Consider the following 19,010-nt stretch of genomic DNA (forward strand, 5'->3'; position numbering starts at 1 on the left):
GGCGTGGCGCGGTCGAGGTCCATCAGAACGACATCCAGATGCCGAGCTTGATCCGGCGGTCGAACGATCCGGCAATCCCGCTCGACAGGCCGAGGTCGAGCCAGGTGCTGCCGAACAGCCGGATCGCGGTGGATGATTCCGTGCGCAGGTAGAGCAGGCTGTCGTTCGCCTTGTAGGCAAAGACCTGAACGTAGGATTTCAGGCGCGGTGTCGGCGAGATGCCCAGCGTCAGGTCCGCCTTGCCCGCCATCCTGCCGGTCCGGCGGGTGTGTTCGCCGGTCAGCGCGATTTCCGCCCATGCGTCAGAGCCGAAGACGCGGAAACCGTGGCCCAGCATGACGCGGCCGGCGACGGCGGCATCGCCGGACAGCGTGCCGCCGCCGACAGCAAAGGACATCTGTGTCGCGGCGCCGGGCCGGGTGGCCGTGACACGGCCAAAGGCAAAGACCTTTTCGAACCGTCCCTGTGCAAGGTCCAGTTCCAGCGTCAGACCGCTGCGCGGGCCGAGGCCGATATCCTGATAGATCGAGGTCATCACCGGTCCGCCCGACAGCCCCCGGCGCAGCGTGTAGGCGGAAAAGACCCGCCCCCGGTCACGCGGCCACGCCCCGGCCGCGGCCCCATCCGGCGCGGCCAGTGGCAGCGTGGCGAACAGCAGGGCTGCGAGGAGCGCAATGGGCGGTCGGGTCGGGGACATGGCACAGCTTGGCCGCAGCTCGGTTAAGCCGGTGTTAACGTCGCCGAAAAGCTGCCGAATGGGTGGGCCGGGTCCCTGGAGGCTGGACCCGGCGCCCGGACGCGCGCGGTGTGAGAGAGGCGCGCGGGGTATCTCAGGCGGCGCGACGCATCGGCACCGCCGCGGCATTGACGCGATAACCCTGCCCGAATGTGGTCAGCAGGACGTCGCCGGGTGCACCGCAAGCGGCGAGCTTGGAGCGGATGCGGCAGATATAGACGTCTATGATCTTGGGATCGGGCTCGTCCTCCCACGCGTAGAGCTTAGTCATGATCGCTTCGCGGGTGACGAGACGGCCATCGGCCAGCGCCAGCATCTCGACCAGTTCGTATTCGAGCCGCGTCAGGTGCAGCGCCTGCCCCGCATAGCGCACGGCCATCCCGTCCAGCTCGACCGTCAGACCGCCATGCGTCAGCGTCTGGCTGGCGAAGCCCTGCGCCCGGCGGGCATAGGCCCGCAGGCGGGCGGCGATGGCCGGGGCGTCGTAGGGAAAGGGGATCACATCGTCGGCCCCGGCGGTCAGGGCGCGGGCCGTCGCCTCGTGGCTCCACGACCGGGCGAAGAGGCAGACCGGCATGTGCGGATGCGCGCCGCGCAGGTGCCGGAGAAGGCTCTGCGCCGTGGTGTCCGGCAGATCCGGGTCGATCAGGATGGCGTCATACCGGCCCTGAGCCGCGTAGGTCAGGATGTCTTCGCCCGTGGCCGCTTCGCTGACATAGAAGCCCTGTCCGCGCAACTGGTGCGCGAGTGTGGCCGAGGTCCATGTGGCGTCGGAGATCAGAATGCGCATCGCAGGCTCCTCATGCAGAACGAAGAGGGCCGCAATGCACGACAGTGGCCGCACATGCGGCCCACACCGTCGGATCGTGTTGTGTCTGGTTGCGGGCGGCAGAGCGGCCCGGTGTCGTGAGGCGGGGGATAGCGCGTGACGCGGCCGGTTGTCGCGCACATTCCGCGGGCAGGGTTAACGGGTTGAGAAGCACGCCCCCGGTCCCCACATGTCAGGTGCAGATACACATGGGAGAGCGTGATGAAATGTCCGGTGGACGGAACCCAGCTGATGATGACCGAACGGCAGGGGGTCGAGATCGACTATTGCCCGTCCTGCCGGGGCGTCTGGCTGGACCGGGGCGAGCTGGACAAGATCATCGACCGCTCGGCACAGGAACTGGGCGAAGCCGTCGTCACCCCGCCGCCCCCGCCGCAACCGGCCCCCGCGCCGCAGCCGCACCACATGGAGCCGCCGCGCGATCGTGGCCATGACCGGCGCTATGACGGCGACCGCCGCTACGACGACGACCGGCGCTATCACGGCTATGATCCGCGCTACCGCGACGACGACCGGAAGTATTACAAGAAGCGCAAGCGCAAGAGCCTGCTGAGCGAGATTTTCGACTTCGACTGACGCCGCGTCGAAATCCGGTATTCCATACGCCCCTGCGCGGTAGTAGCCTCCGGCCTGAACAGGACGGACAGGAGACTTCCCATGCAGATGAGCGACAGCCGCGAGATCAAGGCGGAACCGGCGGTGGTGTTTGCCGCGCTTCTGTCGCCTGACGTGCTGAAGGAATGCGTGCCCGGCGCGCAGGAGGTCACCGGCACCCCCGAGGAGGGATTCGAGGCGACGGTCGTGCAGAAGGTCGGGCCGGTCAAGGCGACCTTCAAGGGCGCGGTCACCATTTCCGACATCGTCGAGAACCAGTCCCTGACGCTCAGCGGCGAGGGCAAGGGCGGCGCGGCGGGCTTTGCCAAGGGCGGCGCCAAGGTCACGCTGGAGCCGACCGAGGCCGGCACGCTGCTGACCTATGACGTCGAGGCCAAGGTCGGCGGCAAGCTGGCGCAGCTCGGCAGCCGGATAATCGACGGTTTCGCCAAGAAGATGGCCGACCAGTTCTTCACCCGCTTCCAGGAGGTGCTGGAAGGCCCGGCCGAGGGCGACGAGGCCCCCGAGGCCGAGAAGAAGGGCTGGCTGCGGCGCATCACCGGCAGCTGAGCGCGCACCGACATTACCGCGACTGTGCGCGGATGAGGGATACGGCCGCCTGCGGGCGGCCTTGTCATTCATGGCTGCGCGTATAGGTCTCCCGCGTTGAATACAACATAACGGGAGGTGGCCATGGCCCCGATCCTGCAGGTCAAGAACCTGAAGAAAACCTACGAGGGCGGTTTCGAGGCGCTGAAGGGCGTCAACCTCGACATCGAGGAGGGCGAGATCCTCGCGCTGCTCGGCCCGAACGGCGCGGGCAAGACGACGCTGATCTCGACGCTCTGCGGCATCACCATCCCGACCTCGGGACAGGCGACGGTCGGCGGCTACGACGTCCAGCACGACTACCGCGCGGCGCGCGGCATGATCGGTCTCGTGCCGCAGGACATCTCGCTCGAGCCGTTCGAGAAGGTGAAGAACACCGTCGGCCTGACGCGCGGCCTGTTCGGCAAGCGCCGGGACGATGCGCTGATGGAGCGGCTGCTGAAGCAGCTGTCGCTCTGGGACAAGCGGGACAGCAAGGTGAACGAACTGTCCGGCGGGATGAAACGCCGGGTGCTGATCGCCAAGGCGCTGATCCACGAACCGCGTGTGCTGTTCCTGGACGAGCCGACGGCGGGCGTGGACGTGGAGCTGCGCAAGGACATGTGGGAAGTGGTCGCGGACCTGAAGAAACAGGGCGTCACGATCATCCTGACCACTCACTATATCGAAGAGGCCGAGGCCATCGCCGACCGCGTCGCCGTCATCAGCCACGGGGAGATCCTGCTGATCGAGGACAAGGACAAGCTGATGAGCCGGATGGGCCGCAAGCAGCTGAAGATCGAGCTGCGCGAACCCGTGTCCGAGGTGCCGGACGCGCTGAAGGGCTATGACCTGGAGCTCGCCGACGACGGTGCCGCGCTGGTCTATACCTACGACACCCATGCGGACCGGACGGGGATCACCCGCCTGTTGGCCGACCTGTCGGCGGCGGGGATCGTGATGCGGGACCTGTCGACGCGGCAGGATTCGCTGGAACAGATCTTCGTCAGCCTCGTGAAGGAGGACGCGGCATGAACACCTATGCCATCTGGTCGATCTACCGCTACGAAATGGCGCGGTTCTTCCGCACCATCCTCCAGAGCTTCATCTCGCCGGTGATCTCGACCTCGCTCTACTTCGTGGTCTTCGGCACCGCCATCGGCTCGCGCATCCAGGAGGTCGAGGGCGTGAGCTACGGCGCGTTCATCGTGCCGGGCCTCATCATGCTCTCGGTCATCATGCAGTCGATCTCGAACGCCAGTTTCGCGATCTACTTCCCCAAGTTCATCGGCACGATTTACGAGGTCCTGTCGGCCCCGGTGAACTTCATCGAGGTGGTGATCGGCTATGTGGGCGCGGCGGCGACCAAGTCGCTGTTCATCGGTCTGGTGATCCTCGGCACCGCCTCGCTGTTCGTGGACCTGAGCATCGCACACCCGCTGGCGATGCTGGCCTTCCTCGTCCTGACCTGCGTCAGCTTCGCGCTGATGGGGTTCATCATCGGGATCTGGGCCAAGAACTTCGAACAGCTGCAGCTTGTGCCGATGCTGATCGTGACCCCGCTCGTCTTCCTCGGCGGGTCGTTCTACTCGATCTCGATGCTGCCGCCGGTCTGGCAGACGATCACGCTGTTCAACCCGGTGGTCTACCTGATCTCGGGCTTCCGCTGGGCCTTCTTCGAACAGTCGGACGTCTCGGTGGCGCTGAGCCTGCTGGCCATCACCGGCTTCACCGCGCTCTGCGTCGGGATCATCTGGCTGATCTTCCGCACCGGCTGGCGGCTGCGCGACTGACCGGCGCGATTGCAATCCCTGCCCGGTGGCGTTAGCCATCGGACAGGGAGGAGCCAGACGTCACGACAGACAGGGCCCCCTCATGTCCGATCAGGCTTTCGCACCCGCCCCGGTGACGACAGCAGCCCCGGTTCCGCCGGGGCTTGTCATTCTTGCCCTCGCGCTCGGCGCCTTCGCGATCGGCACGACGGAATTCGCCTCCATGGCGCTGCTCCCCTTCTTTGCGACCGACCTCGCCGTGTCCGAGGCGCGGGCGGCGGATGCCATCAGCGCCTATGCCATCGGCGTCGTGATCGGCGCGCCGACGATCTCCGTGCTTTGCGCGCGGGTGTCGCGGCGGCTGATGCTGGTGCTGCTGATGCTGACCTTCGCGGTGTTCAACACCGCCTCGGGGCTGGCGCAGGACTTCGGCTTGTTCACCCTGACGCGCTTTCTCTCCGGCCTGCCGCATGGCGCCTACCTGGGCCTCGCCGCGCTGACCGCAGCCGCGGTGGTGCCGCGCAACCGGCGCGCCTCGGCCGTGGCGCGGGTGTTCGTGGGGCTGTCGCTGGCCACCACCATCGGCGTTCCGGCAGCAAGCTGGCTGGGGCAGGTCGTGGGCTGGAGATGGGGCTTTGCCCTCGTCGGCGTGCTGTCGCTGGCGACGGCGCTGTCGGTCTGGTTCGCCGCCCCCCGCGACCGGCCCGATCCTGCTGCCAACCCGCTGCGGGAACTCGGCGCGCTGAGGAACCGGCAGGTGTTGCTGCTGCTGGCGACCGGGGCCATCGGCTTCGGCGGGTTCTTCGCCGTCTACACCTACCTCGCCTCGACCGTCATCCACACCACCGGCGCTCCGGCCAGTGCCGTGCCCGTGGTGCTGATGATCACCGGGGCGGGGATGACCGTCTTTACCCTGCTGTCCGGCATGATGGCCGACCGCAACGCCAACGCCACGGTCTATGCCTGCTTCACCGCCGGGACGCTTGTGCTGCTGCTCTATTCCGTGGCCGCGGGCAGCCTGTGGACGCTGATCCCGGTCGTCTTCTCGCTGGGGATGCTGGGCGGCGTGGCGACGGTGATCCAGTCGCGCCTGATGGACGTGGCAGGCGAGGCGCAGCAGCTGGCCGCCGCCATGCACCACGCCGCGTTCAACTTTGCCAACGCGCTCGGCCCGATGCTGGCCGCCGCCGCGCTGAGGATGGGATACGACTATCCCGCCTCGGGCGTCGTGGGGGCCGTGCTGGCCGTGGCCGGGATCGGGCTCTACACGCTCGCGCTCGTGGACGCGCGCCGGCGGTGATCCGGTCCTGTGGGCCGGGGGCGTGCTGCGCCCCCGGCGACCGGTGTCAGACGAAGTCCCCGGCCAGCGCCCGGTCGATCAGCGCCACCGTCTCGGTCACGCCGTAAAGCGCGATGAACCCGCCGAAGCGCGGCCCCTGCGAGGCCCCCAGCAGGACCTCGTAGAGCGCCTTGAACCAGTCCTTCATCGGGTCGAACCGTTCACGCCCGACCGAGAAGACCAGCCCCTGAAGCTCCTCGGCATCCATCGGCCCGCCCCAGTCCTTCAGACCGTCGCGCAGCGCCTCCAGCGCCTCGCGTTCCTTGTCGGTCGGGGCGCGATAGACCTTCTCGGGCTTCACGAAATCGTTGTAGTAGCGCACCGCATAGCCCGCCGCCGCGTCCAGCGCGGGGTGGCTTTCCGGCGTGGCCTCCGGCGCATAGCGGCGGATGAAGCCCCACAGCACGTCCTTGTCCTCGGCCGAGGCGACGGAGGCGAGGTTCAGCAGCATCCCGAACGGCACCACCATGTCCGACGCCGGCACGTTGTGCCCGTGGATGTGGAACACCGGGTTCGCCGCCTTCTGCGCGTCGTCCTGATCGGCATAGGCGCGCAGCTGCTGGTGGTATTCGTCCATCGCCCGCGGGATCACGTCAAAGAACAGCCGCTTGGCCGTCTTGGGCTTCTGGTACATGAAATACGACAGGCTCTCGGTCGAGGCGTAGGTCAGCCATTCGTCGATCGACAGGCCGTTGCCCTTGGACTTGGAGATCTTCTCGCCCTTGTCGTCGAGGAACAGCTCGTAGGTGAAATGGTTCGGGGCCCGTCCGCCGAGGATCTCGCAGATCCGGTCGTAGATCGGCGTGTTGGTCGAGTGGTCCTTGCCATACATCTCGAAATCGACGTCCAGCGCGGCCCAGCGTGCGCCGAAGTCCGGCTTCCACTGCAGCTTCACCTGCCCGCCCGTCACCGGCAGCGTCCATTCGCGCCCGGTCTCGTCGTCGAAGGTGATCGTGCCGTCCTTGGCGTTGACCTCCTTCATCGGGACATAGAGCACGCGCCCGGTCTCGGGGTGGATCGGCAGGAAGCAGGAATAGGTCTGCTGACGCTCCTCGCGGAGCGATTTCAGCATGACCTTCATGATGTCGTCATAGCGTTCGCAGGCGCGCAGCAGCACCTCGTCGAACTGGCCGGACTTGTAGAACTCGGTCGCCGAATAGAACTCGTATTCGAACCCGAAGGTATCGAGGAACCGGCGCAGCATCGCGTTGTTGTGGTGGCCGAAGCTCTCGAATTCCTCGAACGGGTCGTAGACGCTGGTCAGCGGGCGCTGCAGGTCCTCGCGCAGGCGGTCCTGGTTCGGGACGTTGCCCGGCACCTTGCGCATCCCGTCCATGTCGTCCGAGAAGCAGATCAGCCGGGTCGGGATGTCGCTGATGACCTCGAAGGCGCGGCGGATCATCGTCGTCCGCAGCACCTCGCCGAAGGTGCCGATATGCGGCAGGCCGGAGGGGCCATAGCCCGTTTCGAACAGCACATAGCCCTTTTCCGGCGGCGCCTTGTCGTACCGTTTGAGCAGAGCGCGGGCCTCTTCGAACGGCCAGGCCTTCGAATTCATCGCCGCTTCGCGGAAATCGCTCATCACTCCACTCCTTCAGAACCCGGTCACGGACCGGTGGGACAATGGCGCTTCCTATTGCCCGCCACCGCCGGGGTCAATATTCTGCACCGCAACAACAGACCCGAGAAGACCAATGGTTGATACCGAAACCCACTCCCTCACCCCGCAGGACTGTCTTGTCCTCATCATGATCGCCGTTTCCGTCTCGGACGAGGATGTCCGCACGATGGAACTCGTCAAGATCGAGAACAACGTGAACGTCCTGCCGATCTTCGGCCATTACGACGCGGACCGCATTCGCTCCATGTCGGAGCTGGTCTTCGACCTGTTTGCCGAGGAGGACGGGCTGGACGCGCTGTTTGGCCTCGTGCGGGACAACCTGCCCGAGCACCTGAACGAAACCGCCTATGCGCTGGCCTGCGACGTGGCCGCCGCCGACGGCACCCTGCGCGAGGCGGAACTGAGGCTGCTCGAGGAAATCCGTTACGAGCTGAGGATCGACCGCCTGCACGCCGCCGCGATCGAACGCGGGGCACGGGCGCGGCACCTGAAGGGCTGACCGGAAATCACGTCGCCGCGAGGCTGTTGAGCCTGCGGCGACAATCCGCCCGGCCCGATGCGGACTTCCGCAGGGTCAGGAATTCCACCATTGGCGAAAACCCCTGTCCGGCCCCAAATGGGATCATAGACAGTGAGGAATTCGAAACAATGAACCGCAAGCATTTCCTGATCGTGGCGTCCCTGATCCTCTGCCTGCTGCCGGTCCTCGGCACCTTCGCGGATACCCACAACGAACCCCACCGGGTCGTGCAGCTGCATTCGGAACAGCTGACGCGCCACTACTGACGCGGCCCGCCTTAGGTGGTGCCGTAGAGCGCGCCCCAGCGCTCGATGAGCGCCCTCTGAAGGGCCTTGGCGCGGGCATTCCACGACCGCGCCCCCGGCGGACGTTCACGTTCGTCCTCGTCCAGAGCCTCGCGGCGGGTCACGTCGGCCGCGAAGATCGCAAAGGCCAGATCGGTGCCGTCCGGCCCGGTCATGTAGCCCGCAAGACCGGACACGAAATTGAGCGTGCCGGTCTTGGCCTCGACCTTGATCGGATGGTTGCGGTCAGGGCGCCCCTTCTCATCGCGCATCGGGATCGTTTTCATCAGCGGGCGCAGCCGGCCCGGCACGCCGGGCGCGGACAGGACCGTCACCATCGCATCCGCCGTGACCCGGCTGTCGCCGCCCAGCCCCGAATGATCCACCATCGCGATGCGCGGTGCACCGGGCAGCGTCGCGAGCCACGCGTTCATCAGCGCGGCGGACCCGGCGAGCGTCGAGACATCGGGGTTGGTCGACACGCTGGCGGCCATGCCGATCGCCTCGGCCGTGATATTGGTGGAATAGAGCAGCATGTCCGCCACGATGCCCCGCAGCTCGCCGCTTTCAAACGCCGCCAGTTCGTCGCCCACGGGCTGCGCCTGCGTCACTTCCGGCGCCTTCAGCACGATGCCGTGCGCCCGCGCGAGGGTCTGGAACACCTCGCCCGCATAAATCTCGGGCTTGCGCACCGGCAGCCAGCGCGCCCCGCCGTTGCCAAGCGCACCGGCCGCGACCGTCCATTCGTCGCGTCCGTCCCGGTCGGCATAGGTGTAGACGGGCACATCGCGCGTTTCGATCCGCATCCGGGCAAAGGCGACGTCCGGCCGGTACTTGGCACTGCGCGCGTCCATCGACACGGCCCATTTGCCCGAGGCCCGGCGCCATTCGAAATGCACGCGGTTGTAGTTCAGGTTCAGCCCGGACACGGCCGGACTGTAGCCCACATGATCCGGCTGCGCCCTGTCGATCGTCTGCACCTGCGGCAGGGCCCCGCCCCAGACAAGAAACCGGCCCGCGACCTCGCGCACCCCGGACTCCTTCAGGCGGTTTGCCAGGGTGGCCAACCCGTCGGTGTCGAGCGTCGGATCGGCCCCCCCGGCCAGCACCAGATCGCCCGTCAGCCGACCTTCCCGGACCGGGCCGGTGCCGATCAGCCGCGTGCGGAACCGGTGATCCGGCCCCAGCCGGTCCAGCGCATAGAGCGCCGTCAGCGCCTTGCCCACGCTTGCGGGCGGCAGCGCGTCGCCCGCGCCGCGGCCTTCCAGCGCCAGCCCCGTACGGGCATCCGCGACCGCATAGGCGACGGCAGCATCCAGCCGCGCGTCGGACACCAGCGCCTCGCCCTCGGGAACACGCGGGCCGCGCTGGCCCTCGGGCGGACGCGGCACGGGGCGCAGCGAACGGGCCGGCGCATTGGCCAGCGCGGGCGCGGCGAGGGCTGCAAGGGCACCGCTGAGAAAGGTGCGACGGGGAATCTGACGGTTCATGAGCGCACCCTATCCGCGCTTGTCCACAGGGCTCAAGTCCACGGGGTTCAAGCGCCCGTGTTGTCGGACCCGGCGTGCCACTGGCCGGCCTTTCGGATCGCCGACGACGACAGGGGTATCATGGGAACATTTACGAAACACCAGCACGGTGCGGCGCACCGTCCCAGCAATGTCGAATGCGCCGAGGGCAGGCGCGCCGCCCCATAGACCCGCGCCGCCTTGGACGTCCGCGCCGATATCCGCTGGCCGGGCCGGGCCAGCACCCCGACCGGCACGTTGTCCATGATCCAGCGCCATTCTTGCCAACGGTCCAGCTGGCCCAGGTTGTCCGCCCCCATCAGCCAGACGAAGCGGACGCCGGGGTAGAGCGACTTGAGCCTTCGCAGCGTCCGCGCGGTGTAGCGCGTACCGATATGCGCCTCGATATCCGTCACGCGGACACGCGGATCGTCGATCACCTCGCGCGCATGTTCCATGCGCTGCGGCAGGGGCGCGGGGCCGCGGGTCTTGAGCGGGTTGCCGGGGCTGACCAGCCACCAGACCCGGTCGAGGCCGAAGCGCTTGAGCGCCTCCTTGGTGATCATGGCGTGACCGGCATGGGCCGGATCGAAGGATCCGCCCAGAAGCCCGATCACCTGCCCTGCCCGCGCATATGGAAAATCGTGACGCATTCCCGCCATTTAGCGCATGGCGGCACGCAAGTGGAGCGCTTTCCGGCAGGCTCCATGCATGAAGTTCGGCATGGATCATCGGCCACCGGCGCCCGTGGCCGGCCCGGTCACGGCCAGCGGATCGCCCTTGCCGCCCAGAAAGGTGCCGAACACGTGCAAGGACGGGATGTGGTCACAGATGACCTTGACGAACACGACGAACGGCACCGCCATCAGCGCGCCCGCCACGCCCCAGAGCCACGCCCAGAACACGACGGCCACGAACACCACCGCCGCGCTCAGCTTCAGATGCCGGCCGACGAGGTAGGGCGTGATGATCTGCCCCTCGAGCGAGGTCAGCGTCAGGTAGGCCAGCGGTGGAACCAGCGCGGCGCTCACCGTGTCGAAGGTGACGAGAGACACGGCGGCACAGCCCGCCACACCCAGCATCGCGCCGATGAACGGAAGGTAGTTCATCAGGAACGCCGCCACGCCCCAGAGGTAGGCAAAGGGCATGTCCAGCAGATAGAGCGTGATGCCGACCGCCAGCCCCAGGCAGGCGTTGATCACCGTGATCGCAGCGAGGTAGCGCGATATCTGGCGTTCGATGTCATGCGCGATCAGCAACGCCCGCTTCTTGTCCGACAGGCGTGGCAGCGCCTCGACCAGCTTGCGGTGATAGAAGTCACCGGCCGCCAGCAGGAACATCGCCAGCACCATGGCGATCGCCACCGCCGAGCCGAGCCCGGCCAGCGAGCTGAGCGCCGTGCCCAGCACACCGGATTTGTCCGACACCACCACCTGCTGCTGGTTCTCGTTGTCGCCGTTCGTGATGTTCTCCATCTCTTCCGACGCCTGCTGAACGGCCCGGAACCGCGCCTCGAACTCGGCCATCTTCTCGCGCAGTTCGAACCGGATGCGCGGGACCTCGTCCACCAGCGTGGTCGCCGGGCCGCTGAGGAAGTAGAGCGCCATGGCGATCGAAAGCGCCAGCGCGCCGATCAGCGCAAAAGCCGACACCACTTCCGGGACGCCGAGCCGCCTCAGCCCCCGGACGAACGGCGTCAGCGTCAGGGCGATCAGCAGGCCCAGAACGATGGGCATGATCACGACCTTGGCCAGTGAAATGGACCACAGGAACAGCAGGATCAGGATGCCCGCCAGCATATACTGGATGCGCCTCAGCCGCCGGGATTCCCGCGTCTCAGCCTCGGCCGTCAACTCATCATCATTCAAGGTACTCGTACCGTCCGCCACGCTGGACCCTCCGCTCACAGGGGATGAACACCCGCCAGCGCCCGCCGGTTCCGGCCTTTTGACAAAGGGGCCCGCGATCACATTGCCCCCGCCCGCGCGCTTCTGTATCACCCCCCGGAATCCGCAGCCCTTCAAGGGAGTCCAAGATGGCCTCGTATCAATACGTCTATCACATGTCCGGCGTCTCCAAGACCTATCCGGGCGGCAAGAAGTGCTTCGAGAACATCCACCTCAACTTCCTCCCCGGCGTGAAGATCGGCGTCGTCGGCGTGAACGGCGCGGGTAAGTCCACGCTGCTCAAGATCATGGCCGGCTGGGACAAGGACTTTCAGGGCGAGGCTTGGCACGCCGAGGGCGCCAAGGTCGGCTACCTCCCGCAGGAGCCGGAGCTGGACCCGAACCTCGACGTGCGCGGCAACGTCATGCTGGGCGTGGCCGAGAAGAAGGCCAAGCTCGACCGGTTCAACGAGATCGCGATGAACTACTCGGACGAGACGGCGGACGAGATGGCGCAGCTGCAGGACGAGATCGACGCCCAGAACCTCTGGGATCTCGACAGCCAGATCGACATCTCGATGGAAGCGCTCCGCTGCCCGCCCGACGATGCCGACGTCACCAAGCTGTCGGGCGGTGAAAAGCGCCGCGTCGCGCTGTGCAAGCTGCTGCTCGAACAGCCCGACATGCTGCTGCTGGACGAACCGACCAACCACCTCGACGCGGAAACGATCGCGTGGCTGCAGCAGCACCTGATCGACTACAAGGGTACGATCCTGATCGTCACCCACGACCGCTACTTCCTCGACGACATCACCGGCTGGATCCTCGAACTCGACCGCGGCCGCGGCATCCCCTACGAGGGCAACTATTCCGCGTGGCTGGAACAGAAGGCCAAGCGGCTGGAACAGGAAGCGCGCGAGGACAAGGCCAAGCAGAAGACGCTGTCGCGCGAACTGGAATGGATCCGGCAGGGCGCCAAGGCCCGTCAGGCCAAGCAGAAGGCCCGGATCACGCGCTACAAGGACCTCGCCGACCAGTCCGAGAAGGAACGGATCGGCAAGGCCCAGATCGTCATCCCCAACGGCCCCCGTCTGGGCGGCAAGGTGATCGAGGTCGAGAACCTGAAAAAGGCCATGGGCGACAAGCTGTTGATCGAGGACCTGTCGTTCTCGATCCCGCCCGGCGCCATCGTCGGCGTGATCGGCCCCAACGGCGCGGGCAAGACCACGCTGTTCCGCATGCTGACCGGTCAGGAAAAGCCTGATGCCGGGACGGTGGAATTCGGCGATACGGTGAAACTGAGCTACGTCGACCAGTCCCGTGACGACCTCGACCCCGACAACAACGTGTGGGAAGCGATTTCCGACGGTCAGGACATCATCGCCATCGGCGACGCCGAGGTGAATTCCCGCGCCTATTGCGGTGCGTTCAACTTCAAGGGCCCGGACCAGCAGAAGAAAGTCTCGCTGCTGTCGGGCGGTGAACGCAACCGCGTCCACATGGCGCGGCTGCTGAAGGACGGCGGCAACGTGCTGCTGCTCGACGAACCGACCAACGACCTGGACGTGGAGACGCTGCGCGCGCTCGAAGACGCCCTGACCGACTTTGCCGGCTGCGCCGTGGTCATCTCGCACGACCGCTTCTTCCTCGACCGGATCTGCACGCACATGCTGGCGTTTGAAGGCGAGGCGCATGTGGAATGGTTCGAAGGCAACTTCGAGGATTACGAAGAGGACAAGAAGCGCCGGCTCGGGCCGGATGCGCTTGAGCCGAAGCGGGTGAAGTACAAGAAGTTCACCCGTTAAGGACGCGCACCGCGCGTCAGCAACGCGCAGCGCTTTGGAACAGGGCGGGACGAACCCCGCCCTGTTTGCCAAGAACCTCAGATCCGGAACCGCCCGGATCAGTCCACACAACGGTTACCTCCGGGACGCCCAGGTGCGACGGGCACCATGGCCAGTCTTGCGGGCAATCGACCCAGCGACCTCCCGGACAGGATTGTCAGGCCGCCATCCGGCAAAGCGGCGCAGGCGATGGTCGTGTGGTTTGCACCAAGCTTGACGCGGCATGTTTCCCGACAACCGATGCGGGCAAGCGCGCAAGCCACTGCGTCCCGCCGATCTCAGCCCCGTAACCCGCCCGCGTGACCGGCGCGCCACATCCAATGGGACATGCCCGCCGCAGGGATGTGCGGCGTGTCCTTCATCCACCGGTTGAGTTACGTGATGGGCCCCGTCCAAACAGTCCAAGGACCGTCCATGCCCATTCACGCACCGGCCATCGTATCAAAGACCTCTGCCGCGATTGTCGCTGGCATCGGGCTGGTCTCGGGGATCGTCGGGCTGCTGTATTCCGACATGTTCAGCGTCACCGCCAGCCTCGTCCCGATGGTGTCCTTCCAGAACGAAGTGCAGGACGATCCGTCGACGCGGGCGCTTTTCTTCTCGTTCAAGAACAACTCCGACCTGCCGATGCAGAACGCCAAGATCTACTTCGCGCTCTACGATGCGGACGGAAACGTCATCCTGAGCGACTAACAGCCGGAGGATAGTCTGGAATATTTCGTCCCCCTGCCGATGCAGGTGGCGGCGCGGCAGGAACTCGGCGCAATCATCGCGCCCGACAAGCATCCCCGCGTTCTCGACGCGGAGTACATCTATTTCTGCGGCATTTTCGACGGCCGGCTTTGGCTCAGCAGGGTGACGGAAGCCTTCGTGCTGCAATCCACGCGTCAGATGGGGTTCGGACACATGGCGTATGACCGCAAGGTCCGCCTGGTGTCCGAGGCTGGCTGCCCAGACATGCGGAGCGAAGACATCGACTTCCCCCGCCTGTCCGCCCCCGATCCCTGAACGCGGGTCGCCTCACTCCACCACAACCGTCCCTTTCATGTTCGGATGGAACGCGCAGACGTATGCAAACGTCCCCGCCTTGCCCATCTCGATCTCCTTCCGCTGACCCTTGTTCAGCCGTCCGGTGTCCCAGCCCCCGTCCTTGGAGGTCGAGGTATGCGGCGCGCCGTCCTCGTTGACGAAAGCCACGACGGTCCCGGCCTTGACCGTCAGCGACGCGGGCGAAAAGGCGAACCCCTTGATCGTCACCACGACATCCGCGTGAGACGCGGCATGGGCCGACCCGGCAAAGAGGGGCGCAGCGGCCCCGGCAGCGAGAAGCCCAAGGGTGGAACGGCGGGTCATTTCGGTCATGGCGATACCTCCTGTCGCTAACCAATGGCACAGTGTTACCCGCACCTGCCGCGAGGTGGTGAATTATTTCACGCGCGTCCCCTTATCCCCGACACGCGTAGGGTGCGTGCTCGCCACGCACCGCCCCGCCTTCACCCGCCACCGCAGCCGCCCGGACGCAAGCCTGCCGCCCGCCCGTCCGCAGCGAACAGAAAACGCCGCCCCGAAGGAGCGGCGTTCAATGACACGGCCAGACGGCCGCATTTCATAATCCGGAGGGGTCAGCCCTCGTCGCGGGTCTCCCCGGCAGTGCCCGGCGCGGGCGTCCGGTCCTGCAGCATCGCCACGAGACGTGCGTTCAGCCCTTCGTCCGACTGCGCCGCGCGACCGATCTGGTTGTAGGTCTCGACGTCCAGCCCCTCGGTCTCTTCGACCGCCGACTGCATCTCGGTCTGGGCCTGCCGTGCCAGCGCCTGCTTGTCCTCTTCGGACGCGGCCGCCTCGATCTGCGGCAGGAAGCTGTCCCGCAGCTCCTGGATCTTCACGGTCGCCTCGATAAAGCTCTCCAGCTGCGCCTCGCTGAAATCAGCCGCTTCGGTCCCCGGCATGGTTTCGGGCGCGGTCTGCTGCGCCGTGTCGTCCTGCGGCGTCGCCGCGCTCTGCGCCAGCGCAGACACGGGTGCGAGCGCGACGCCCGCAATGATAGAGCCGCGGAGCAGCTTGGAAGCAATCGTTGTCATGTCATCCTCCGGATGCCTGTGAGTTAGAGGTCGCGGAGACCAACCGGCCTCTGCGCTGTCACACAGCTAACCACCCGCACGCGGTCTGCAACCTGCGCGCCGTTTCTGGGCATTATGCCGCCGTTTCAAGGGGTTCCCCTGCGCGGGACACCGCCGTGCCGCAGGCGTTCAAGCGATTGCGACGATGCGTGTCCGGTTCAGGCCCAGCTGACCGACACCCTCGACCCGCGCCGGGCCGCGTCGCCCATCCCGGCCAGCAGCGCCTCGTATCCGGCACGTGCGATGACACCATGCGGCCCGGCATCCGCCATCAGCCGCCAGCTGTCCTGCGTGACGCGGACCTCGGCCCCCTCCCCTGTCGCCGTGCCGGAATCGCCCTGCGCCGCGATCAGACAGGTCAGAGCTGCGGCGAAGTCCGGGGTGCCGAACGCCGCCTCCATATCGCGATAGACCTGCATCCCGACCATGCGGCAGGCCAGCCGCATCAGCCCCTCGCCTTCGATGGGGCCAAAGGTGTTGACCACCTCGAGCAGCGCCGATTTCGCATATTCCATTGCGTAGTTCCGGTGCGCCTTGGCCAGACGCTCGGCCGGCCAGGTCTCGATCCCCAGCATCGGCGCGGCGGCGGGGTCGAACACAGGCGCTTCCTCGTCCCGCGCGAACCTCAGGCGTTCCTGCTGTTCTAGGGGGCGACCGTAGTCGAAATAATAGCCCTCGAGCCCGTCCTGCGCGTCAACCGCCTGTTTCGTGCAGACGAATCCCATGGACGGCGCGCCGAGCATGATGCCGTTGTTGGAATGCCAGCCCCAGAGCATCGCCTCGGAGACCTTGGGCGGAATCGCACAGAGCACGACGCCCTTCCACGCCCAACGGGGCGGGGCATAGCGGATCCACGCCTTGCCGTCATGTTCGCGCATGTATTCGACATTCACCCCGCCGATCATGTTCGACAGGTAATGATACTTGGCCGCCGCCACGGCAGGCGGCTCATCCGCGATCCCGAGTTTTTCGAGACCGGACAGGAACTTCTCGCGCTGCTGGCGGCGGAAGATATTGAACATGAAGATTTCGCCGGCGCGGGCGCCCTTCCGGGACAGCACAGTCAGCAGCAGCCCCAGAAAGACGTCGTGATACAGGTCCGCGACGGCGCGCCATTGCTTTTCGTTCGGTCCGGTCATCAGCTCCTCCCCGGTTTCGGGGCAGAGTGACAGGTGCACGACGGGTTGCAATAGCCGCGGGGCCGAGTTCAGCCCCGCGGGCCGGGCTTATTGAAAGGCACAGCCCTTCTGGATGCCGAACAGCCGGAAGATCATCGCCGCGGGGCAGAAGCCGGTGAACGCCGATTGCAGCATGTTCACACCGATGAAGGCGGTGAACCAGATGAAGTAGGGCGAGACCCAGAGGGTCAGCGCCAGGCTGAGAAGAACCATCACCCCGGCAAAGGCGAGGACTGCGCGATCGAGTGTCATAGCATGCTCCGATTTGAGGAATCGGCGGGGCCGACTCACATTCTGATAACGGAATATATTATGCCGTCGGTCGCTCTGCAACGGCCGGGATCGGGATCGGTGTCGATATTTGTTGTCGCAGGCCATGCGGCCCGGCACCGTCTGGGCCCATCGTCTTGCCAGGGTAATTTCACCGAACCGGAGCATTGGGAGGGTGCAGGAATGTCGATACGGGCCCCCAAAACGCAAAAAATCCGCCGGAGTGGCGGATGTTCCTGTCGATCGGGGTGGCATTGGTTGCGGGAGTAGGATTTGAACCTACGACCTTCAGGTTATGAGCCTGACGAGCTACCGGACTGCTCCATCCCGCGCCAATTTCCGGCACCTCGGGCCATATGGTCTGTGAGGTGCGCATCGTAAGAGAGATATCATTGAGGGGCTTACTAGGTCTGGCGGTGACTTACTCTCCCACGTCTTAAGACGCAGTACCATCAGCGCTAAGGCACTTAACGGCCAGGTTCGGGATGGGGCTGGGTGTTTTGCTCTCGCTATGACCACCAGACCAAGTAAGACCCTCAATCATCGTCCAAGTCAGTACACGTTCGGTGTACTTCTTCCGATCCGTAGAAGTCCGACTTCTACTGGATCAAATCAAGCCTATCGGGCAATTAGTACTGGTCAACTGAATGCGTTACCGCACTTACATCTCCAGCCTATCGACGTGGTGGTCTACCACGGCCCTCGGGGATACCTTGTTTTGAAGGGGGCTTCCCGCTTAGATGCCTTCAGCGGTTATCCTGTCCGGACATAGCTACCCTGCACTGCCGTTGGCACGACAACAGGTCCACCAGTGGTCCGTTCACCCCGGTCCTCTCGTACTAGGGGCAACTCTTCTCAAGTATCCTACACCCACGGCAGATAGGGACCGAACTGTCTCACGACGTTCTAAACCCAGCTCACGTACCTCTTTAAACGGCGAACAGCCGTACCCTTGGGACCTGCTCCAGCCCCAGGATGAGATGAGCCGACATCGAGGTGCCAAACACTGCCGTCGATATGGACTCTTGGGCAGTATCAGCCTGTTATCCCCAGCGTACCTTTTATCCGTTGAGCGATGGCCCTCCCACTTGGGACCACCGGATCACTATGGCCGTCTTTCGACTCTGCTCGACTTGTCAGTCTCGCAGTCAGGCTGGCTTCTGCCATTGCACTCAACGAGCGATTTCCGACCGCTCTGAGCCAACCTTCGCGCGCCTCCGTTACGCTTTAGGAGGCGACCGCCCCAGTCAAACTACCCACCACACAGGGTCCCGGATCCGGATAACGGACCGCGGTTAGACATCAAGCAATGCAAGGGTGGTATCTCAAGGGAGACTCCACAGAGACTGGCGTCCCTGCTTCAAAGTCTACCACCTATCCTGCACATGCATGGCCTGATGCCAGTGTGAAGTTGTAGTAAAGGTGCATGGGGTCTTTCCGTCTAACCGCGGGAAGCCTGCATCTTGACAGGCAATTCAATTTCGCTGAGTCGATGTTGGAGACAGCGGGGAAGTCGTTACGCCATTCGTGCAGGTCGGAACTTACCCGACAAGGAATTTCGCTACCTTAGGACCGTTATAGTTACGGCCGCCGTTTACCGGGGCTTCAATTCGGAGCTTGCACCCCTCCTTTTAACCTTCCGGCACCGGGCAGGCGTCAGACCCTATACGTCGTCTTGCGACTTCGCAGAGCCCTGTGTTTTTAGTAAACAGTCGCCACCCCCTGGTTTGTGCCCCCAGCCTCTAGTTGCCTAGAAACCGGGCTCCCTTCTCGCGAACTTACGGGAGTATTTTGCCGAGTTCCTTCAACATCGTTCTCTCAAGCGCCTTGGTATTCTCTACCAGTCCACCTGTGTCGGTTTAGGGTACGATCTAATGGAGGGCTATTTCCAGGAACCACTGAGCGGCCCACCCAATCCGAT

General features: G+C 65.3%; 20 protein-coding genes, 1 tRNA gene and 2 rRNA genes (1 of these 23 cut by a window edge). 10 read left to right on the plus strand and 13 right to left on the minus strand.

From position 1 onward, the window contains the following. Window positions 1-22 precede the first annotated feature (22 nt). Together ATO6_RS01050 and ATO6_RS01055 are read right to left on the minus strand one after the other, a co-directional pair. The gene (locus ATO6_RS01050) at window positions 23-697 is read right to left on the minus strand and encodes a hypothetical protein (RefSeq protein WP_088622100.1); all 675 of its coding nucleotides are present in this window, start codon (window positions 695-697) and stop codon (window positions 23-25) included. Window positions 698-830: 133 nt separating this feature from the next. After that, window positions 831-1,526: a response regulator transcription factor gene (locus tag ATO6_RS01055; RefSeq protein WP_088622101.1), complete on the minus strand. Its 696-nt coding sequence runs from the start codon at window positions 1,524-1,526 to the stop codon at window positions 831-833. Window positions 1,527-1,766: 240 nt separating this feature from the next. On the opposite strand from ATO6_RS01055, the gene ATO6_RS01060 reads away from it, so the two are divergent. The 5 genes from ATO6_RS01060 to ATO6_RS01080 all read left to right on the plus strand — a co-directional run bounded on the left by ATO6_RS01060 (window position 1,767) and on the right by ATO6_RS01080 (window position 5,819). Continuing rightward, window positions 1,767-2,141 (plus strand): zf-TFIIB domain-containing protein, encoded by a 375-nt coding sequence (locus tag ATO6_RS01060; RefSeq protein ID WP_088622102.1) that lies wholly within the window; start codon window positions 1,767-1,769, stop codon window positions 2,139-2,141. Window positions 2,142-2,222: 81 nt separating this feature from the next. Then, window positions 2,223-2,729: a CoxG family protein gene (locus tag ATO6_RS01065; protein WP_088622103.1), complete on the plus strand. Its 507-nt coding sequence runs from the start codon at window positions 2,223-2,225 to the stop codon at window positions 2,727-2,729. Window positions 2,730-2,852: 123 nt separating this feature from the next. Further along, the gene (locus ATO6_RS01070; protein ID WP_088622104.1) at window positions 2,853-3,782 is read left to right on the plus strand and encodes an ABC transporter ATP-binding protein; all 930 of its coding nucleotides are present in this window, start codon (window positions 2,853-2,855) and stop codon (window positions 3,780-3,782) included. Then, window positions 3,779-4,540 (plus strand): ABC transporter permease, encoded by a 762-nt coding sequence (locus ATO6_RS01075; RefSeq protein ID WP_088622105.1) that lies wholly within the window; start codon window positions 3,779-3,781, stop codon window positions 4,538-4,540. Before ATO6_RS01070 ends, ATO6_RS01075 begins: the two co-directional genes overlap by 4 nt. Before the next feature lie 82 nt (window positions 4,541-4,622). Then, a complete protein-coding gene (locus tag ATO6_RS01080) occupies window positions 4,623-5,819 on the plus strand; it encodes an MFS transporter (protein ID WP_088622106.1) in 1,197 nt (398 codons plus the stop codon). Window positions 5,820-5,865: 46 nt separating this feature from the next. Here the strand turns inward: ATO6_RS01080 and ATO6_RS01085 are convergent, their stop codons facing one another. Continuing rightward, a complete protein-coding gene (locus ATO6_RS01085) occupies window positions 5,866-7,440 on the minus strand; it encodes a lysine--tRNA ligase (RefSeq protein ID WP_088622107.1) in 1,575 nt (524 codons plus the stop codon). A gap of 112 nt (window positions 7,441-7,552) precedes the next feature. Between ATO6_RS01085 and ATO6_RS01090 the strand changes: the two genes are divergently transcribed. Both ATO6_RS01090 and ATO6_RS24935 read left to right on the plus strand, forming a co-directional pair. Next, window positions 7,553-7,978, plus strand: coding sequence for a tellurite resistance TerB family protein (locus tag ATO6_RS01090; RefSeq protein ID WP_088622108.1), 426 nt, complete (start codon window positions 7,553-7,555; stop codon window positions 7,976-7,978). Window positions 7,979-8,127: 149 nt separating this feature from the next. After that, a complete protein-coding gene (locus ATO6_RS24935; protein ID WP_176440786.1) occupies window positions 8,128-8,265 on the plus strand; it encodes a hypothetical protein in 138 nt (45 codons plus the stop codon). 11 nt (window positions 8,266-8,276) lie between these two features. Here ATO6_RS24935 and dacB read toward each other — a convergent pair whose 3' ends face one another. The 3 genes from dacB to ATO6_RS01105 form a co-directional block, all read right to left on the minus strand. After that, window positions 8,277-9,773 (minus strand): D-alanyl-D-alanine carboxypeptidase/D-alanyl-D-alanine-endopeptidase, encoded by a 1,497-nt coding sequence (dacB, locus tag ATO6_RS01095; RefSeq protein WP_088622109.1) that lies wholly within the window; start codon window positions 9,771-9,773, stop codon window positions 8,277-8,279. Between the two features lie 47 nt (window positions 9,774-9,820). Next, window positions 9,821-10,444 (minus strand): nicotinate-nucleotide adenylyltransferase, encoded by a 624-nt coding sequence (locus ATO6_RS01100; RefSeq protein WP_088623353.1) that lies wholly within the window; start codon window positions 10,442-10,444, stop codon window positions 9,821-9,823. A 75-nt stretch (window positions 10,445-10,519) separates the two neighbouring features. Continuing rightward, window positions 10,520-11,644: an AI-2E family transporter gene (locus ATO6_RS01105; protein ID WP_254919040.1), complete on the minus strand. Its 1,125-nt coding sequence runs from the start codon at window positions 11,642-11,644 to the stop codon at window positions 10,520-10,522. 182 nt (window positions 11,645-11,826) lie between these two features. Here ATO6_RS01105 and ettA point away from each other — a divergent pair, with 182 nt between their 5' ends. The 3 genes from ettA to ATO6_RS01120 all read left to right on the plus strand — a co-directional run bounded on the left by ettA (window position 11,827) and on the right by ATO6_RS01120 (window position 14,529). Further along, on the plus strand, window positions 11,827-13,482 hold the full coding sequence (ettA, locus tag ATO6_RS01110) for an energy-dependent translational throttle protein EttA (RefSeq protein ID WP_088622110.1): 1,656 nt from the start codon (window positions 11,827-11,829) through the stop codon (window positions 13,480-13,482). A gap of 453 nt (window positions 13,483-13,935) precedes the next feature. Continuing rightward, window positions 13,936-14,214: an FxLYD domain-containing protein gene (locus ATO6_RS01115; protein ID WP_088622111.1), complete on the plus strand. Its 279-nt coding sequence runs from the start codon at window positions 13,936-13,938 to the stop codon at window positions 14,212-14,214. Window positions 14,215-14,259: 45 nt separating this feature from the next. Continuing rightward, window positions 14,260-14,529, plus strand: coding sequence for a hypothetical protein (locus tag ATO6_RS01120; RefSeq protein ID WP_141101906.1), 270 nt, complete (start codon window positions 14,260-14,262; stop codon window positions 14,527-14,529). 12 nt (window positions 14,530-14,541) lie between these two features. On the opposite strand, the gene ATO6_RS01125 is transcribed toward ATO6_RS01120, so the two are convergent. From ATO6_RS01125 to ATO6_RS01155, 7 genes are all read right to left on the minus strand, one after another. Beyond that, on the minus strand, window positions 14,542-14,883 hold the full coding sequence (locus ATO6_RS01125) for a cupredoxin family copper-binding protein (RefSeq protein WP_088622113.1): 342 nt from the start codon (window positions 14,881-14,883) through the stop codon (window positions 14,542-14,544). A 260-nt stretch (window positions 14,884-15,143) separates the two neighbouring features. Beyond that, window positions 15,144-15,602: a DUF4168 domain-containing protein gene (locus tag ATO6_RS01130; RefSeq protein WP_088622114.1), complete on the minus strand. Its 459-nt coding sequence runs from the start codon at window positions 15,600-15,602 to the stop codon at window positions 15,144-15,146. A gap of 197 nt (window positions 15,603-15,799) precedes the next feature. Further along, on the minus strand, window positions 15,800-16,780 hold the full coding sequence (locus ATO6_RS01135; RefSeq protein ID WP_088622115.1) for a hypothetical protein: 981 nt from the start codon (window positions 16,778-16,780) through the stop codon (window positions 15,800-15,802). Window positions 16,781-16,867: 87 nt separating this feature from the next. Then, window positions 16,868-17,071 (minus strand): DUF2892 domain-containing protein, encoded by a 204-nt coding sequence (locus ATO6_RS01140; RefSeq protein ID WP_088622116.1) that lies wholly within the window; start codon window positions 17,069-17,071, stop codon window positions 16,868-16,870. Between the two features lie 273 nt (window positions 17,072-17,344). Next, window positions 17,345-17,421 (minus strand) — tRNA-Met (locus ATO6_RS01145). A gap of 76 nt (window positions 17,422-17,497) precedes the next feature. After that, window positions 17,498-17,612, minus strand: a 5S ribosomal RNA gene (rrf, locus tag ATO6_RS01150). Between the two features lie 85 nt (window positions 17,613-17,697). Then, window positions 17,698-19,010, minus strand: a 23S ribosomal RNA gene (locus ATO6_RS01155) (it continues 1,517 nt past the right edge of the window).

Source organism: Oceanicola sp. 22II-s10i (assembly GCF_002210105.1).
Taxonomy (GTDB): Bacteria; Pseudomonadota; Alphaproteobacteria; order Rhodobacterales; family Rhodobacteraceae; genus Pseudooceanicola.

Coding starts and splice junctions, on each gene's coding strand:
- ATO6_RS01050 (WP_088622100.1), bottom strand. CDS start 697: ATGTCCCCGACCCGACCGCCCATTGCGCTCCTCGCAGCCCTGCTGTTC.
- ATO6_RS01130 (WP_088622114.1), bottom strand. CDS start 15,602: ATGACAACGATTGCTTCCAAGCTGCTCCGCGGCTCTATCATTGCGGGC.
- ATO6_RS01070 (WP_088622104.1), top strand. CDS start 2,853: ATGGCCCCGATCCTGCAGGTCAAGAACCTGAAGAAAACCTACGAGGGC.
- ATO6_RS01115 (WP_088622111.1), top strand. CDS start 13,936: ATGCCCATTCACGCACCGGCCATCGTATCAAAGACCTCTGCCGCGATT.
- ATO6_RS24935 (WP_176440786.1), top strand. CDS start 8,128: ATGAACCGCAAGCATTTCCTGATCGTGGCGTCCCTGATCCTCTGCCTG.
- ATO6_RS01140 (WP_088622116.1), bottom strand. CDS start 17,071: ATGACACTCGATCGCGCAGTCCTCGCCTTTGCCGGGGTGATGGTTCTT.
- ATO6_RS01055 (WP_088622101.1), bottom strand. CDS start 1,526: ATGCGCATTCTGATCTCCGACGCCACATGGACCTCGGCCACACTCGCG.
- ATO6_RS01065 (WP_088622103.1), top strand. CDS start 2,223: ATGCAGATGAGCGACAGCCGCGAGATCAAGGCGGAACCGGCGGTGGTG.
- ATO6_RS01080 (WP_088622106.1), top strand. CDS start 4,623: ATGTCCGATCAGGCTTTCGCACCCGCCCCGGTGACGACAGCAGCCCCG.
- ATO6_RS01135 (WP_088622115.1), bottom strand. CDS start 16,780: ATGACCGGACCGAACGAAAAGCAATGGCGCGCCGTCGCGGACCTGTAT.
- ATO6_RS01085 (WP_088622107.1), bottom strand. CDS start 7,440: ATGAGCGATTTCCGCGAAGCGGCGATGAATTCGAAGGCCTGGCCGTTC.
- ATO6_RS01100 (WP_088623353.1), bottom strand. CDS start 10,444: ATGCGTCACGATTTTCCATATGCGCGGGCAGGGCAGGTGATCGGGCTT.
- dacB (WP_088622109.1), bottom strand. CDS start 9,773: ATGAACCGTCAGATTCCCCGTCGCACCTTTCTCAGCGGTGCCCTTGCA.
- ATO6_RS01060 (WP_088622102.1), top strand. CDS start 1,767: ATGAAATGTCCGGTGGACGGAACCCAGCTGATGATGACCGAACGGCAG.
- ATO6_RS01075 (WP_088622105.1), top strand. CDS start 3,779: ATGAACACCTATGCCATCTGGTCGATCTACCGCTACGAAATGGCGCGG.
- ettA (WP_088622110.1), top strand. CDS start 11,827: ATGGCCTCGTATCAATACGTCTATCACATGTCCGGCGTCTCCAAGACC.
- ATO6_RS01125 (WP_088622113.1), bottom strand. CDS start 14,883: ATGACCGAAATGACCCGCCGTTCCACCCTTGGGCTTCTCGCTGCCGGG.
- ATO6_RS01090 (WP_088622108.1), top strand. CDS start 7,553: ATGGTTGATACCGAAACCCACTCCCTCACCCCGCAGGACTGTCTTGTC.